13 protein-coding genes and 1 pseudogene are annotated in these 16,304 nt (G+C 47.4%); 1 reads left to right on the plus strand and 13 read right to left on the minus strand.

All coding sequences use genetic code 11. The features are described 5' to 3' along the window. Positions 1–4: 4 nt before the first annotated feature. The 7 genes from der to ndk form a co-directional block, all read right to left on the minus strand. Positions 5–1,369 (minus strand): ribosome biogenesis GTPase Der, encoded by a 1,365-nt coding sequence (gene der / locus GQ359_RS05515; protein WP_215385772.1) that lies wholly within the window; start codon positions 1,367–1,369, stop codon positions 5–7. Next, the gene (gene bamB / locus GQ359_RS05520; RefSeq protein ID WP_215385773.1) at positions 1,366–2,520 is read right to left on the minus strand and encodes an outer membrane protein assembly factor BamB; all 1,155 of its coding nucleotides are present in this window, start codon (positions 2,518–2,520) and stop codon (positions 1,366–1,368) included. Before bamB ends, der begins: the two co-directional genes overlap by 4 nt. After that, on the minus strand, positions 2,520–3,179 hold the full coding sequence (locus GQ359_RS05525) for a tetratricopeptide repeat protein (protein ID WP_215385774.1): 660 nt from the start codon (positions 3,177–3,179) through the stop codon (positions 2,520–2,522). Before GQ359_RS05525 ends, bamB begins: the two co-directional genes overlap by 1 nt. A gap of 47 nt (positions 3,180–3,226) precedes the next feature. Beyond that, entirely contained in the window at positions 3,227–4,555 is a 1,329-nt protein-coding gene (gene hisS, locus GQ359_RS05530; RefSeq protein ID WP_215385775.1) for a histidine--tRNA ligase, read from the minus strand. 62 nt (positions 4,556–4,617) lie between these two features. Next, positions 4,618–5,886 (minus strand): flavodoxin-dependent (E)-4-hydroxy-3-methylbut-2-enyl-diphosphate synthase, encoded by a 1,269-nt coding sequence (ispG, locus tag GQ359_RS05535; protein WP_215385776.1) that lies wholly within the window; start codon positions 5,884–5,886, stop codon positions 4,618–4,620. 18 nt (positions 5,887–5,904) lie between these two features. Further along, a complete protein-coding gene (gene rlmN, locus GQ359_RS05540; RefSeq protein ID WP_251367955.1) occupies positions 5,905–7,101 on the minus strand; it encodes a 23S rRNA (adenine(2503)-C(2))-methyltransferase RlmN in 1,197 nt (398 codons plus the stop codon). A gap of 91 nt (positions 7,102–7,192) precedes the next feature. Then, positions 7,193–7,618 carry a nucleoside-diphosphate kinase gene (gene ndk / locus GQ359_RS05545; protein WP_046330292.1) on the minus strand — a complete coding sequence of 142 codons (426 nt, stop codon included), beginning with the start codon at positions 7,616–7,618 and terminating at the stop codon, positions 7,193–7,195. 293 nt (positions 7,619–7,911) lie between these two features. Here ndk and GQ359_RS05550 point away from each other — a divergent pair, with 293 nt between their 5' ends. After that, positions 7,912–8,613 carry a Bax inhibitor-1 family protein gene (locus GQ359_RS05550; RefSeq protein ID WP_215385778.1) on the plus strand — a complete coding sequence of 234 codons (702 nt, stop codon included), beginning with the start codon at positions 7,912–7,914 and terminating at the stop codon, positions 8,611–8,613. A 96-nt stretch (positions 8,614–8,709) separates the two neighbouring features. On the opposite strand, the gene rlmD is transcribed toward GQ359_RS05550, so the two are convergent. From rlmD to GQ359_RS05580, 6 genes and pseudogenes are all read right to left on the minus strand, one after another. Beyond that, positions 8,710–10,137: a 23S rRNA (uracil(1939)-C(5))-methyltransferase RlmD gene (rlmD, locus tag GQ359_RS05555; RefSeq protein WP_215385779.1), complete on the minus strand. Its 1,428-nt coding sequence runs from the start codon at positions 10,135–10,137 to the stop codon at positions 8,710–8,712. After that, on the minus strand, positions 10,130–10,951 hold the full coding sequence (locus GQ359_RS05560; protein ID WP_215385780.1) for a 3'-5' exonuclease: 822 nt from the start codon (positions 10,949–10,951) through the stop codon (positions 10,130–10,132). Before GQ359_RS05560 ends, rlmD begins: the two co-directional genes overlap by 8 nt. 31 nt (positions 10,952–10,982) lie before the next feature. Further along, positions 10,983–11,753, minus strand: coding sequence for a peptidoglycan DD-metalloendopeptidase family protein (locus tag GQ359_RS05565; protein WP_215385781.1), 771 nt, complete (start codon positions 11,751–11,753; stop codon positions 10,983–10,985). Further along, a pseudogene (locus GQ359_RS05570) lies at positions 11,750–12,373 on the minus strand (protein-L-isoaspartate(D-aspartate) O-methyltransferase); the annotation flags it as partial. The gene GQ359_RS05565 and the pseudogene GQ359_RS05570, both read right to left, overlap by 4 nt. 29 nt (positions 12,374–12,402) lie before the next feature. Next, positions 12,403–13,197: a 5'/3'-nucleotidase SurE gene (gene surE / locus GQ359_RS05575; protein WP_215385782.1), complete on the minus strand. Its 795-nt coding sequence runs from the start codon at positions 13,195–13,197 to the stop codon at positions 12,403–12,405. Between the two features lie 25 nt (positions 13,198–13,222). Next, positions 13,223–16,300, minus strand: coding sequence for an efflux RND transporter permease subunit (locus tag GQ359_RS05580; protein WP_215385783.1), 3,078 nt, complete (start codon positions 16,298–16,300; stop codon positions 13,223–13,225). Positions 16,301–16,304: the final 4 nt, after the last annotated feature.

Here is a 16,304-nt window from a genome sequence, read left to right on the forward strand (position 1 = left end):
CTTTTTACTTCTTTTTGCCTTTTTTACCTTTGTCCGCATCAACATAGGGGTTTTTGGCAGTATTCATCTGGATACGTAATGGCGTGCCGCGTAACTTAAATACATCCCTAAAGCGACCTTCCAAGTAGCGCTTATAGCTATCAGTTACACCACTCAAGGATGTGCCATGAATCACCACAATAGGCGGATTCATACCGCCCTGGTGGGCATAGCGTAATTTTGGACGACCCATGCCTACACGCTTAGGCTGCTGATGCTCAATTGCCTCTTGCAAAATACGGGTCAGTTTTGGTGTTGGCAATTTCGCCATTGCTGCAGCATAGGCAAGATCAACGTCTTTAAATAACTCTTTAAGGCCAGTACCTTTTTTCGCAGAGATGGGATGCACGTTTGCAAAATCGAGGAAGCGCAGTTTTTGAGCAATCTCTAAACGTGCGCGCTCTTTAACGTAAGCATCTAAACCATCCCACTTATTCACGGCGACAACCAATGCACGCCCTGCTTCCACAATAAATCCAGCGATATGCGCATCTTGCTCTGAAATATCTTGCTGTGCATCGAGCATCAAGATTACGACATTGCAATCAGCAATCGCTTGCAATGTTTTAACAACCGAGAACTTCTCAATCGCTTCAAATACTTTGCCACGACGACGCAGACCAGCGGTATCCACTAGGATGTATGGCTTGCCATTGCGCTCAAAAGGAACTTCAATCGCATCACGCGTTGTTCCTGGCATATCAAATGCAATCACGCGCTCTTCACCGATCAATTTATTTATCAAGGTGGATTTACCAACGTTAGGACGACCAACCACCGCAATTTTCATTGGGCGATTAGGGTCATTTTCTTGCTCTTCTGGCTCAGGCTCTGGAACTCCCAAAGAATCCAAAGCATCATCAATCAAACCTCGCACACCGTCACCATGTGCTGATGAAATCGGGAATGGCTCACCCAAACCTAATTCATGGAAGTCTGCTGTGACTACGCCAGCTTGCATGCCTTCCGTTTTATTGACTGCCAGAATGACTGGCCTACCTGTCTTGCGCAAGAAATCCGCAATCACACGGTCTTGTGGTGCCATGCCCAAGCGACCATCGACTAAGAAAATCACAATATCGGATTCAGCAACAGCTTGCTTGGTTTGCTTGGCCATCTCGGCAACAATACCGGTCTTCGCTACCGGCTCAAAACCACCAGTGTCTACGCAAATAAATGCGCGTTCGCCAATACGACCCTTGCCATAGTGACGATCACGGGTCAAGCCCGAGAAATCTGCCACCAATGCATCGCGTGAGCGCGTTAAGCGATTAAAGAGTGTCGATTTACCAACGTTAGGACGACCGACAATAGTGATGACTGGATTCATTTTGGACTGTACGCCGCTAGTTTTCCACCTTGAGATTGAACCAAGATGAGGCCGTTCACCGCAATCGGTGCGGCTGAGATTGGACTACTGTCATGACGAATGCGTGCCAGCATTTCACCATTCGCTTGTGAGAGTGCATGCACATAGCCTTGCGCATCACCCACGAGAAGAACTTTACCAACTGCCATCGGCTCACCCACATCTCTAAATGTCAGCTGGGTGTTTTCCCAAACTTGTGAACCATCTTTGACCGCAAATGCAGTGACGTAAGACTTTTCATTAGAAGAAAAAACTAGCTCAGGACTTTGTGCAGTACCGGTATAGCTTGAATAATCTTTGAACCACAATAAATTGCCTGTACGTGCTTGGCCACAACCAACACGGCCCTGATAAGAAACGGCGCAAATAATTTCGCCATCCATACTTGGCTTAGCAGTCACATCATTAAGGCGCTCAATTTCAGAAAATCCTTTTGGAAAGGAAACCGGGGTCTCCCAAACTAGGCCGCCATTTGCAATCGCAATCATGCCGAAACGACCACCGGCAAATCCAGTCACAATCACCTCATTGCCAATTGCCAGCATGCCATAGCCAACACGCAAAGATAAAGCGGATTGTTGACGTTGATAAGTCCACTTACGCGCACCAGTCTGAGCATCCAAACCAATAAAACGGTTATCCAGCGTACGAATGATGACAACCCCACCAGCAACCACTGGCTCTGATAGCACTTCACTACCAACATTGACATTCCAGCTTGGCTTGCCAGTATCGTCATAGGCGTAGACAGCACCTTTAGTAGTGACAACTGCAGTAGTGCGTCCGTCAGATCCAGGACCGATAGAAAGGCGATCAGGCACAGAGACTTCCCAGATTTTTTCACCGGTGCGCAAATCGATCTTAGTGAGATTCCCGCGATGAGATGCCGCATAGACTGCGTCGCCCACTACCGTAGGATGAAAGTTAAATGGTACGGATGAGCCAATACTAGTTGACCATACTGGCGCCAATTCAAACTGATTGTTAACCGATACAAGCTCAGCAGGTTTGCGTACACGCGAGCTACCAGAGCAGGCTACCAAAGCAACTACTACAGAGCCCAGTACCAAGGCTGTGCTTGCTAGTTTTGCTACGCGTTTGCAATCCATCATCACTGAGCAACTCCTCCAACAGCATCTAATTTAACCTTCAAAAGGCGACGAGCCTCTTCAGGGAATTCTTTTGAATCATTCAACTGCTTCCATGCAGCCTCATAACTCTTACGCGCATCAGCACTATTATTTTGCGCCAAATACCAGTCGCCACGTCGTTCTAACCACAATGCCTCAAAACCTGAAATGGGCTTTTCTTTGAGGATTGCATCAGCTTCAGCAAAATCTTTTTCTGTACCAAGCTCAATTAATTGAGCACTTAAGCGCAACTTAGCTAGAGCTAAGTATCCCTGGTCAGATGAGTTCTTGGCAGCCCAGCGCAAATATTCCGTCGCTTTAGCAGGGTCACCTGCATCAGAGGCAATCTTTGCAGCGACTAGACTCGACATCGCTGCGTAAGGCGTACCCGAATATTGCTTTTGCAAATCATCAGCGGCACGTAAGGTTTGATCTTTATCCCCCTTGCCAATTGCAGTGACCATTGTTTCGTATAACTGAGATGCAGAGGCAGCCTGACTTGTGCGCCACCATTGGTATCCACTATAGGCTGCGTAGGCAAATAAGGCAGCGGTGATTACAGCGGTAATCAGGTTGCGATACTTTTGCCAAAATGCTTTAAGTTGATCTAATTGTTCTTGTTCTTCTAGGTCTAAAGGCATGTCAATCCAGGCTAATAAATACAGTATTAATAATGAATGTCTTAATTCTATTCGGTGGCGCCGACTATGGCATCAATTACCGCTTCCACCACGCTATCCAGGGCTACCGCCTTCTGCTCACCAGTAGCACGTAGATCCTTGAGCTGAGCCTCATTCTTGGCCAATTCATCTGGGCCAATAATGACGGCATAGGCTGCCCCACTGGCGTCTGCCTTCTTCATTTGTGACTTAAAGCTGGCAGTCTGGCCATCTGGAGGGCAAAACAGGATGACATCAATGCCGGCATTACGGAGGCGCTCGGCAATGATCATGGCCGCAGTCAAAGTCTCACCACCCTGGTGAATGACAAAAGCATCACATTGAGCCTGAGGCTCTGGCAAGGAACCTGAAACCTTCATTAATTCCAGAACTCGCTCCATGCCCATTGCCCAGCCACAGGCCGGTGTAGCTTTACCGCCCATGCGCTCAATTAAGGGGTCGTAACGACCGCCACCAGCAATCGTGCCCTGCGCACCCAACTCTTCAGTAATCCATTCAAAAACCGTTAGGTTGTAGTAATCCAAGCCACGCACTAAGCGAGGATTGATCTTGCAAGGAATGTTGTTGGCCTTTAATAAGGTTTGTACAGCCCCAAAATGCTGGAGCGACTCTTCACCTAAGAAATCCAGTAACTTTGGAGCACCCTCAATTAAATCTTGCATTGCTGGATTTTTAGAATCCAAGATACGCAAAGGGTTTGTTAATAAACGACGCTGAGAATCTTCATCGAGCTGGTCTTGATGTTTCTCAAAGTATGTTACCAAGGCAGCACGATGCTCAGCACGCTCCGGAGCTTGCCCAAGAGAATTAATCTCCAGACGTACGCCCTTGAGTCCAAGCTCATCCCACAGACGTTGACCCATCAAAATGATTTCTGCATCAATATCTGGGCCAGCAAAGCCCATCGCTTCAATACCAAATTGATGGAACTGGCGATAGCGACCACGCTGTGGACGCTCATGGCGGAACATCGGCCCTGTATACCAAAGACGCTTTGGTCCTTCGTAGAGCAGATTGTTTTCAACTACGGATCGAACTACAGCGGCTGTACCTTCTGGACGCAATGTGAGCTGCTCACCATTGAGGCGATCCTCAAAGGAATACATTTCCTTTTCAACGATATCGGTTACTTCACCAATGCCACGCTGAAATACGGCGGTTGCTTCCACAATCGGAGTGCGCAGGTATTCATAACCGTAAGCGCGAGTAAGGTCACGTAATACATGCTCCAAATACGTCCACTGCGCAGCATCGGCCGGCAAGAGATCATTCATGCCGCGAACACCATTAATTTTCTGAATCTTTTGAGCTTTGGAGGAATTGATCTGGTCTGTCATGTTGTACGCTTGTTTTGTATTTCTTTATTGTTCTTGTTTTGTATTCTTGCTGGCTTTGGCTCTTATTTAGGAGCGTAATGTTGGTTGACGTAATCGTCCACAATCACCTGAAACTCTTGGGCAATGTTCTCGCCACGCAGGGTCTTTACTTTGACCCCATCCACAAACACTGGTGCTGCAGGAGTCTCGCCAGTACCTGGTAAAGAGATGCCAATATTGGCATGCTTACTTTCGCCTGGGCCATTAACGATACAACCCATGACAGCAACATTCATTGCCTCAACGCCGGGATGGGTTTTTTTCCATACCGGCATTTGCTGACGCAGATAGGATTGAATATTTGCGGCCAATTCTTGGAAGGTAGTGCTGGTCGTTCTGCCGCAACCAGGACATGCAATCACCATCGGCGTGAAATTACGCAAGCCCATGGTTTGCAAAATTTCTTGCGCCACAATAATTTCATTCTCACGTGGGGCACCTGGATCAGGAGTCAGAGAGACTCGAATCGTGTCACCAATACCCTCTTGCAACAAGATGCCCATCGCTGCTGTTGAAGACACAATGCCTTTGCTTCCCATACCTGCTTCCGTGAGACCTAAATGCAATGGGTAATCGGAACGACGAGACAGATCGCGATACACGGCAACCAAATCTTGCACATTACTGACCTTACAAGACAGCAAAATTTGATTGGGGTTCATGCCAAACTCCACAGCCTTTTCTGCAGACTGCAATGCCGACTGAATCAATGCCTCAATCATGACTTCCTGTGCAGTCTTGGGTTCAGGCAATGCGGCATTACTATCCATAATGCAGGCCAGTAAGTCTTGATCTAAGCTGCCCCAGTTCACACCAATCCGAATGGGCTTGTCATATTTACAAGCGGCTTCGATCATCTGCGCAAATTGTGGATCGCGTTTAGCGCCCTTACCCACATTACCAGGATTAATGCGGTACTTGGATAAAGCTTTGGCGCACTCTGGATAGTCATTCAATAAGGTGTGGCCGTTGTAATGGAAGTCACCAATCAATGGGACTAAGACATCCATCTTGTCTAACTGCTCACGAATATAGGGCACCGCTTCAGCTGCAGCTGGTGTGTCTACCGTAATACGCACCATCTCCGATCCTGCGCGAGCCAACTCTTTAACCTGTATTGCGGTAGCGAGCGCATCAGCAGTATCGGTGTTGGTCATAGATTGGACGCGTACTGGCGCATCGCCACCAACAGTAATGATGTTGGTTTTCCAAGCAACCGTTGCTTGACGTGTAGCTCTCTTAGGCGATGGGCCTAAAGGTAACTTAGGAAGATTGCTAGATGAATTACTCATGGGACTTGTTTTATGAAATCAGTCGTCTAATCTTTTGAGCCACTGCACTGAGTGCTCGGGCTGATACTCTTGCTCATCTTCTTCATCATCAAGACTGTCAACATCATCATCTTGATCGAGATTGATCTGCTTGTCGTGCACGGCACGCTCTCGTACTCGGGTACGATCGACCACATCACCCGCTAACTGACCACAGGCAGCTGCAATATCATCACCACGGGTTTTACGCACTGTGGCTACCATGCCAGCGTCCAACAGAATGCTGGCAAAGGCGTGAACGCGCTGGGCTGGTGAACGCTTCAATCCAGACTCTGGGAATGGATTAAATGGAATAAGGTTGATCTTGCACTTGATGTTGGCTAATAAGCGTACCAACTCTTTTGCCTGAATATCAGAGTCATTCACGCCATCGAGCATGCAGTATTCAAAGGTTAAGAAATCCCTTGGGGCAAACGGCAAATACCGTTCGCACGCGGAAAGCAATTCTCTTAAAGGATATTTTTGATTGAGCGGCACTAGCTGATCGCGCAACTTGTCATTCGGAGCATGCAATGAGACTGCTAATGCCACTGGGCAATCCTGAGCCAAGCGATCAATCATTGGCACAACGCCAGAAGTCGAGACGGTTACACGACGACGCGACAAACCGTAGGCTCGGTCATCAAGCATCAAACGTAAAGCAGTGACGACGTTGTCGTAGTTCAGTAGCGGCTCACCCATACCCATCATGACCACATTGGAGATCACGCGACCGGTGTGTTCCCAGCCTGGGGTTGGGTATTTTTCAATACGACGTACTGCATTCGGATCCGTGCGGAGTAAATGCTCTGCAAACCAGAGTTGACCAATGATTTCACCGGCGGTGAGATTGCGCGAGAAGCCTTGATGCCCGGTTGAGCAAAACCGGCAATTGACCGCACAACCAGCCTGAGATGAAATGCACAAGGTGCCACGATCATCTTCGGGAATAAATACAGACTCCACGGCATTACCGGCTCCAACATCGAGCAACCACTTGCGGGTGCCGTCAGCTGCATGCTCGTCTTTAATGACTGGTAGAGAAAGAACTTGCGCTTTATCGAGCAGGGTTGCTCTAAAGCTTTTTGCTAAATCGCTCATGTCGTTGATATCAGAAACACCGCGTTGGTGTATCCACTGCATGAGTTGCTTAGCCCTAAAGGGCTTTTCATTCAACCCCGCGACATACGCTGCCATTTGGTCAGCGTCAAAATCTAAGAGATTTACGCGCGGGGAGGTCAATGCGCCTACTTATGTATTAAATAGGTTGTTCGTTAGCAATCGTGAATTAACGATTGAAAACGTTCATGCCAGCGAAGAAGAATGCAACTTCGACAGCAGCAGTTTCAGGAGCATCAGAGCCATGAACAGCGTTTGCATCAATGCTGTCAGCAAAGTCAGCGCGGATAGTGCCTTTGTCGGCCTTCTTAGGATCAGTAGCGCCCATCAAGTCACGGTTCTTAGCAATTGCGCCTTCGCCTTCCAATACCTGAATCATGACAGGACCAGAAATCATGAAGCTCACCAAATCTTTAAAGAAAGGACGGGCAGCATGCACAGCGTAGAACTGCTCAGCTTCAGCTTGTGACAAATGCGCCATTCTGGACGCAACAATCTTCAAACCAGCAGATTCGAAACGGTCGTAGATCTTGCCGATCACGTTTTTTGCTACAGCATCAGGTTTGATAATAGAAAGGGTGCGTTCGATAGCCATGTAAAACTCCAATAGTGATTTCAAAGATTTTGCTGAAATTAGCGCCAATTTGGACCCAGGGTGAACTTCTGCCCCATTTCCTACAACGCGCCAGGAATTCAGCGACCCCCGAATTATACATCGGCTGACCGTATTTACCCTGATCTGGGCGTAGCTAAGCTATTGAATTTACAGGGCATAACCCTATGATTTGTAGTCTTTTTCATAGGGGGCTTGAAATTACCCCATTTTGTCTATACTTACTGTCAACAGCCCCTGGTGGGCTCGTGTTTTAACTATGAAAAGGAGTCAATATGAGTGATCTTAACTCTTACGGCTTTGGGCAAACAGGCTCGATTAGCACCCCACAAATACGCAACCGCGTACTTCGCAATACTTATGCCCTTTTGGCGCTCTCAATGATTCCAACTGTCATTGGCGCTTGGCTTGGCGTTGCCTTTGGACTCAATTTTATGGCGAGTAACCCTTTTATGGGTTTCATCGTCTTTATGGCAATCGCTTTTGGTTTTTTCTGGGCTATTCAGAAGAATAAGGACAGCGGCTTAGGTGTTTTGTTGCTGCTAGGCTTCACTTTCTTTATGGGCATCATGATGTCCGGCTTGGTCGGTTACACACTCAACAGCTACAGTAATGGCGCTACCTTGATCATGTTGGCCTTTGGCGGTACTGCGGCAATTTTTGCTGTGATGGCCTCAATTGCTACTGTGAGCAAGAGCGACTTCTCAGGCATGGGTAAATGGTTGATGGTAGGCGTACTGCTCTTGATCGTGGCTTCATTAGCCAACATCTGGTTACAGTTACCAGCCTTGATGTTGACTGTGATGGTCCTAGCTATCGCAATCTTCTCAGCCTTTATCTTGGTTGACGTGCAGCGCATTATCAACGGCGGTGAAACCAACTATGTAATGGCTACTTTGGCTATTTACCTGGATGTGTACAACGTCTTCACCAACTTGCTCGCACTCTTGGGCATTATGGGCGGCGACAGAGACTAAGAAATGAGTTTTAAGTTTTAATAAAAAAGGCACCTGCGGGTGCCTTTTTCTTTGCTTCAATATTTTGAGCAACTGATCTTTTAAAGTAAAGAATTGCTAGAGTCTTTCAAACACTGCCATTGACTCTACATGGGAGGTGTGGGGGAACATATTAACGATCCCCGCACTCTTAAGAACATAGCCCGCCTGATGACACAGGATATCGGCATCTCTCGCTAGCGTCTTTGGATTGCAGGACACATACACAATGCGTTGTGGCGGTAGATCACTGCCTTGCTCATGGAGTTGGGCTAAGGCCTGACAGATTTCCATGGCGCCCTCTCGTGGGGGATCCATCAACCAACGCTCAGCTTTGCCCCATGAAGCGATTGTCTCTGTGCTCACTTCAAACAAATTGCTTTGCATAAAACTGGCTTTATCTGCGAGCTGGTTATGCTCTGCATTGGCTTTGGCTCTGGTAGTAAGACTTTCTAAACCCTCAATACCCAGAACTTTGCTTGCCCTTCTTGCCAGCGGTAGCGTGAAATTACCAATGCCACAGAACAAATCAAGCACACGATCACTTGCGTGAACCTCTAGGAGGCGAATCGCCCTACTCACCAAGGCACGATTCATCATATGGTTCACTTGCGTGAAATCAGCCGGCTTAAATGGCATCTCGATTTCGAACTCAGGTAAACGGTAGCAAAGCTTGCCTGTTAGGGGGTAGAAAGGTGCAACGGTTTCTATACCTTTGGGTTGCAACCATATCCAAACTTGATGCTTATCTGCAAAATCTCGGAGCAACTCTTCGTCGGCTGGCGTTAGTGGCAAGAGATTTCTGAAGACCAATGCCGTGACTGGCTTTAATTTTTTAGGGTCTTCTGAATTGAGGTCCTCAGGCTCACCTACCGCGATTTCAATTTGCGGCATACGATCGACGATGGAAAGAGCCATGACCAATTTGCGCATCTCGGGCAGCAGATCAGAAACATGCTTTGGCAAAATCTCACAAGCAGTCATATCCGCGACATAGCCACTCTTGCCCTCATGAAATCCAATCAACACCGTGCCTTTTTTGATAGACCGATTGACTGCGCTCAAACGTGCGCGATGACGATATTCCCAAGCAGGGCCACCCATTGGACGAAGGATTTCTTCAGGGGCGACTTTTGCGATGTGCTTTAGATCATCCTCAAGAACGCGCTGTTTCATGGCCACTTGAGCCCGAATATCTAAGTGCTGCATGGTGCAGCCACCGCAAACACCAAAGGCTTTGCATTTAGGTTCCGCTCTGAATACGGCTGGCTTGAGGATATCGAGTACTTTGGCTTTACTAAAGCGGGCTTTGTCTTGTGTCACAACATAGGTGACTAGCTCAGTGGGTAGCGCCCCTTTGATAAAAATGACTTTACCGCTTTGACCTTCAGCCGCCTCTTCCTCATTAGGCGCTAAACGCGCAATGCCTTGTGCATCGAGATCAAGGGAATCTACTCGTACCGGCTCAGTCACAACAATGTGAACTGGCTTTTCTCCTCTACGCATCGGGAGCAAAATCCTGGAGATATTCTTGCCACTGCTCGCCATGCGGCTCTTGAGATTCTTTTTCTAAGTAGGATTTTACGAAAGTGATTTCTTCTTTGTATTCTTCTAATGAGAAGCCGCCACGCATCAACTGAAAGCGGCAGTACATCAGATAAGTATTGACCACATCGGTTTCGCAATAGCGACGAATCTCGTCAATTCTGCCTTCTTGATAAGCAGGCCAAACTTGACTGCCATCCATTTCCATCTTACCGGGGAAGCCACAGAGTTTTGCCAGACCATCTAAAGGAGCATTGGCGCGACCATTAAATTTAGCCAAGAGATCCATCAAGTCCAGATGACGCATGTGATAACGACTGATGTAGTTGTTCCACTTAAATTCACGGCTATCGTTTTCTTGGCTCTCGCCCATTTCCCAATAGCGTGGTGCTTGCACATGATTTGCTAGTGCACGGTAGTGCAGTACTGGCAGATCAAAACCACTGCCATTCCAGGAAACCAACTGCGGGGTATATTTCTCTACTAACTCAAAGAAGGTCTGTATCAATACCTTCTCATCATCTTGCGCTGTGCCTAAGGTACCAACTTTAATTTGGGGCGAGCCATCTTTTGTTGTTCTGCGAATAACGCAGGAAATAGCACAAATGCGTTGAAGATATAGCGGCAGAAACTCACTACCGGTTTTCTCGGCCCGCTCTGCCATTGCTTTGGCAGCAACCTCGCTATCCGAGAGTGCATCCGGATAGTCATTAAGACGACGTAATCCTGCTACATCAGGAATAGTTTCAATATCGAAAACGAGAACTGTTGCCATACTTAAATCGCTAGCAATTTGTCGAGAGCAATTACTGCAAGTATGGCGTGGGGTTTACTGGCTTGCCATTCACACGTAATTCAAAGTGGAGTTTTACTGAATTTGTATCAGTGTCACCCATCTCAGCAATCTTCTGATCTTTTTTCACTGTATCACCCTCTTTTACTGAAAGCGTACGGTTATGAGCATAGGCTGTGAGATACGTATTGTCGTGCTTAATAATGATTAGGTTGCCATAGCCACGTAAACTATTGCCGGCATAGACCACCTTGCCATCGGATGCTGCGGTAATGGGTTCACCTAACTTACCAGCGATATCAATCCCTTTTGTCTTTTCACTAAATTCTTCAGTGACCTTGCCTTTAGCTGGCCATGACAAACGAATCCCTGGCTCTGCAACGATTTCTTTGGGGGCTTCTTTAGCAGTATCGATCTTTGGCGCATCTGCTTTCGGAGTATCACTAGGTGTTTTTGGAATTGGCTTAACAGTTAATTTGCTGCTAGCTGGAGGTCTCACCAAAATCAGATCACCCACTTCAATTAAGTTTGGGTTCGATAAATTATTCCACTGCGCTAAATCGCGTGGAGATTGACCGTTGTCCAATGCAATTCGTGCCAAGGTATCACCACGCTTAACGCGATAGTAGCCCGGAGGAGTAGGTTCACTACCGCCACCGCTTCGATCAACCACATTTGCTGGCTTAGCCCTAGGTGTGGTCGAGCAACCAACATTGAATGCCAAAGATGCGATTGCCAGAAGTAATAGAAGATATCTAAACATGGGATTTATTGGGGTTTTCATACTACCCCTGATTGTAAGGGGACAAAAAAGACCTCGTCTAGAACGGTTCTTTGATAGCGCTGGGAGCTCATCCGCTCGACCATAATCAATTGTTGCTCTTTCTCATTCTTAGCAACTGGGGCCACAAGGCGGCCACCAATAGCCAATTGATCCAACAAGGCATCCGGAATACCCAATCCAGCGGCTGCCAAAATAATTCCATCAAATGGGGCCGCTTGGGGCAGACCTAAGATACCGTCCCCATAGATTAAGCGCAGGTTTTTAATCCGAAATGGACGCAGCTTCTCTCTAGCCATGTCATGCAAAGGACGAATGCGCTCAATTGAATACACCTCATCAGACAACAAACTCAGTACCGCAGCTTGATATCCGCAACCAGTGCCGATTTCTAATACTTTGCCCAACTGCTGCTTGGGCTTATGCAAAAGCTCAATCATGCGCGCCACTACCGATGGCTTTGAAATCGTCTGTGAATGACCGATAGGCAAAGCAGTATCTTCGTAGGCCTGAGGATGCATGCCTGCATCCATAAAAGCATGACGGGGAACGGTAGCAATCGCTTCTAATGTTTTGCCGTGCTTAACCCCGGCCGCGAGCACCTTCGCAGCCAAGGCCTGCCGGTGACCGGCATTACGTTCAGCAGCTGGCCTCAACCGCGGGTCCAGCCATTGGCACGCATCGCAGCTAAACGTGCATGATGGGTTAAATCCAACTGCATAGGTGTGATCGAGATACACCCCTCAGCAATTGCATGAAAGTCGGTACCTTCAGAACTGTCTTTTGCATGCCCAGCAGCACCAATCCAGTAAATATCATCACCACGCGGGCTCTTTTGAAGTACCACGGGTTGTGAGTGATGGCGATTGCCCAAGCGGGTGACCCGCCAACGATTGAGATCAGCATAGGGACGATTTGGAATGTTCACGTTCAGCAAGGTAGCTGCACCATCGGCGTGCGTCAACTGAGATGCCAACATTTGCGCGACGATATCGTGCGCAGCTTTGGCAGCATCATCAATCCGGTTCCAACCTTTATCAATCTGTGAGAAAGCAATGCCGGGGACGCCAAACATGACACCTTCAATTGCGGCAGCAACAGTACCTGAGTACAGGGTATCTTCACCCATGTTCTCGCCTTGATTAATACCGGAGACGACGAGATCCGGTTTTTCATCTAAGAATCCGGTCATGGCAATATGCACGCAATCGGTTGGCGTGCCATTAATAAATAGGAAGCCATCACGCTCACCACCAGCTACTCGATGAATCGATAGTGGCCGTGATAGCGTTAAAGAGTTAGATGCGCCACTATGATTTTGTTCGGGAGCAATCACGGTGACTCGTCCCAATGGGCGAATGGCATTCACTAGAGCCAAAAGGCCGGGAGCAAGATAGCCATCATCATTCGAAATCAGAATATGTGGCTGCTTTGTGCTTTCACTCATTAATATCAATACTTTCTATGTAGCCTTAGGCCTTTGCCATCTGGCTTAGCGCTCGACCTCTGAACCACCCATATATTACTGGTAATACCAAGAGGGTCAAAATAGTGGTCGTCACCATACCCCCCACAATTACTAGGGCTAAGGGGCGTTGGGCCTCTGAGCCAATCGAATGGGATAAAGCGGCAGGCAATAGCCCCAGACCTGAAAGTGCCGCAGTCATCAGTACTGGGCGAACTCGTAAGGAAGCGCCCTCCACCATGGCATCTTTCATTGCGTGATGCTCGGTAGCTGCCGTCTTATTGATGAAGGAGATCAAAATCACCCCATCCTGAATCGCAATACCAAATAAGGATAGGAAGCCAAAGAAGGCAGAAATACTCAGAGTCTCGCCAGCAAGATGCAAGGCGATTACACCGCCGATTGCCGCAAATGGTACGTTAATCATCACAATGACTGCATCACGGAAATTACCAAAAGCACTAACCAGTAATAAGAAAATACCCAGCAAGGCCAAGGGTACGATCAGCATGAGCTTCTTCTGCGCTTGCTTCATCTGATTAAATTGACCGTCCCAGCTAATGGAGTAGTTTGGCGGCAAGGTGATATTTTTCTCGACTAGAAATTGAGCATCTTCAACAGCGCTACCTAAGTCACGATTACGCACGCTGAACTTAATGGCAATGTAGCGCTTACCAGCCTCGCGATAGATAAAAAATGGTCCATCAGACAACTGGACAGTGGCAACCATCGACAAGGGAATTGCTGCACCATTAGGAGAATCCACCAATAAGCGACTGATATCAGCCACATCGTTACGGCTTCCCTCGCTCAAACGAATCGCAACCCCAAAGGTTTTCTCATCCTCCAGTAAGTTGGTGACTGCAGCACCACCAATAGCATTACTAACTAGGGTCTGAATATCATTGACATTGATGCCATAGCGAGCAGCCCGCTCTCGATCAATCTGAATATTCAAAGTAGGCTGACCTAACTCTTTCAAAATGCCTTCATCTGCTACACCACGAACTTTTTTAAGTTGGGCAATGACTTCATGAGCTTTTTGATCGAGAACCTCAAGGTCTGTGCCGTAAATTTTGATTGAGTTCTCACCCTTGACGCCAGATAAAGCCTCATTCACGTTATCTTGAATATATTGAGAGAAGCTATAAGTAATTCCTGGAATCTTATTGAGTTCAACCTCAAGATTGGCAATCAACTCTTTCTTGCCAGAACCACTTGGCATCTTATCCGGGCTCTTGAGATAGAGGCCGTATTCTTGATTAAATACGCCCGTAGAATCGGTACCATCATCTGGACGACCAATCTGAGCGGCTACTTTTTCAATTTCAGGCTGCTTTAAGAATGTCTCACGCAACTGATTGGCTACCTTCACCGAGTAATCTAAATCCACCGTATTGGGTAAAGTGACTCGTAGCCAAATATTATTTTCTTCAAGAGTTGGCAAAAAGGCTGTCCCCAAACGCGTGACACTTAACAAGGTTAAGCCCAATACAAAGACCGCCACTGAAACGACAGTTAAAGGACGATCCATCCATCTTCTGAGCAATGGTTTGTAAGCACTCAGAAGTCTTGTAATAAATCCCGGTGGTTTGTGCTGCAGGTTTTCACCAAACACCAATGAGATCATGGCTGGCAAGAATGTCAGACTTAAGATCATTGCCGCGATCAAGGCAAAGCCCATCGTAAACGCCATTGGCTTAAAGATGATCCCTTCGACACCACCCATAAAGAACAATGGGGAGTAGGCAACAATAATGATGCCAGTGGAATAAATCATGGCGCGTTGCACTTCACTTGTTGCCAGAATGATGCTTTGATTCAGTCGCTTACCACCCTCCTCTAGATGGCGCATGACGTTCTCGGTCAGGATCACCGCAGAATCTACGATGACACCGAAGTCAATCGCACCTAAAGAAATCAGGTTTGCTGGAACACTCCATAAATGCATCTGAATAAAAGATACACACAGCGCCAAGGGAATGACTGCAGCTACTACAGCCGCCGCACGTAAATTACCCAAGAAGAAAAACAATACTGCCAGAACTAAAGAGATACCAAAAAATAGTGTGTGCTTCACTGTTCCAATCGTGATATCCAGTAAAACTTGGCGATCATAGAATGGCACTACTTCAATACCAGGTGGCAAAATTTGCTTATTAATATTCTCGACAGTGTTGCGCACTCGCGCTAGAACTTCGGTGGCATTCTCGCCACGACGTAGGTAAACGATGCCTTCAACAGAATCTGGGTTGTCATTAAACTGGAACATCCCTAAACGAGGGGCGTTACCAATTTCGACACGCGCCACATCACCAATCCGAATTGGTACCCCGTTGTGAATGGAGACAACTACCCGCTTAATGTCATCGATACTTTTTAAAAGCCCCACTCCACGCACTACAAACTGCTGCTCACCGCTAGGCAGTAGTCCGCCACCGGTATTGCTATTCGCATTGGTTAATGCGGTAATCAATTCATTAACAGTGATGCCCTTCGATTGCAAACTTTCTGGACTAACAATCACTTGATATTGGCGAACCTTGCCGCCAAATGAAGAAACATCCGCAACACCGGGTGTTTGCTTTAGCTCTTTATAAATCTCGTAATTCTGCAGTGTCTTGAGATGGGACGATGAGGCGTAATCAGACTTCACCTCATAGCGCATGATCTCACCAGTCGCATCGGAGTCCGGGCTAACGCTAGAAGTGACCCCATCTGGAAAGTTCACATTAGACAAGCTGCTCATAAAACGTTGACGCGCTTGAAATGGGTCTGTCGTATCGTTGAATTTCAGAGTAACAACAGATAGGCCAAATAAAGACACTGAGCGGAAAGCCTGGAGACCAGGAATACCTGCCAAAGCATTTTCTACCGGAATGGTTACCTGCTGCTCTACCTCGGTCGTGCTTCGGCCAGGCCATTGAGAAATCGCCTGAATCGTTAATGGCGCTACACCCGGGTATGGCTGTATTGGCAACTTAGAAAGGCTGTACATCCCCAAACCGAGAAGCACAATTGAACCAACGATGACAAGCACCCGTTTTTCAAGTACACCTCGAATGAAAGAAGTAAAGGCGCTCACTTAA

Origin of the sequence: Polynucleobacter sp. AM-7D1 (assembly GCF_018688455.1) — a bacterium.
Lineage (GTDB): Bacteria > Pseudomonadota > Gammaproteobacteria > Burkholderiales > Burkholderiaceae > Polynucleobacter.

What these genes read in the sequence shown, in the direction of transcription:
- der (WP_215385772.1), bottom strand. Translation starts at nt 1,369, where the DNA reads ATGAATCCAGTCATCACTATTGTCGGTCGTCCTAACGTTGGTAAATCG.
- bamB (WP_215385773.1), bottom strand. Translation starts at nt 2,520, where the DNA reads ATGATGGATTGCAAACGCGTAGCAAAACTAGCAAGCACAGCCTTGGTA.
- GQ359_RS05525 (WP_215385774.1), bottom strand. Translation starts at nt 3,179, where the DNA reads ATGCCTTTAGACCTAGAAGAACAAGAACAATTAGATCAACTTAAAGCA.
- hisS (WP_215385775.1), bottom strand. Translation starts at nt 4,555, where the DNA reads ATGACAGACCAGATCAATTCCTCCAAAGCTCAAAAGATTCAGAAAATT.
- ispG (WP_215385776.1), bottom strand. Translation starts at nt 5,886, where the DNA reads ATGAGTAATTCATCTAGCAATCTTCCTAAGTTACCTTTAGGCCCATCG.
- rlmN (WP_251367955.1), bottom strand. Translation starts at nt 7,101, where the DNA reads ATGGCAGCGTATGTCGCGGGGTTGAATGAAAAGCCCTTTAGGGCTAAG.
- ndk (WP_046330292.1), bottom strand. Translation starts at nt 7,618, where the DNA reads ATGGCTATCGAACGCACCCTTTCTATTATCAAACCTGATGCTGTAGCA.
- GQ359_RS05550 (WP_215385778.1), top strand. Translation starts at nt 7,912, where the DNA reads ATGAGTGATCTTAACTCTTACGGCTTTGGGCAAACAGGCTCGATTAGC.
- rlmD (WP_215385779.1), bottom strand. Translation starts at nt 10,137, where the DNA reads ATGCGTAGAGGAGAAAAGCCAGTTCACATTGTTGTGACTGAGCCGGTA.
- GQ359_RS05560 (WP_215385780.1), bottom strand. Translation starts at nt 10,951, where the DNA reads ATGGCAACAGTTCTCGTTTTCGATATTGAAACTATTCCTGATGTAGCA.
- GQ359_RS05565 (WP_215385781.1), bottom strand. Translation starts at nt 11,753, where the DNA reads ATGAAAACCCCAATAAATCCCATGTTTAGATATCTTCTATTACTTCTG.
- surE (WP_215385782.1), bottom strand. Translation starts at nt 13,197, where the DNA reads ATGAGTGAAAGCACAAAGCAGCCACATATTCTGATTTCGAATGATGAT.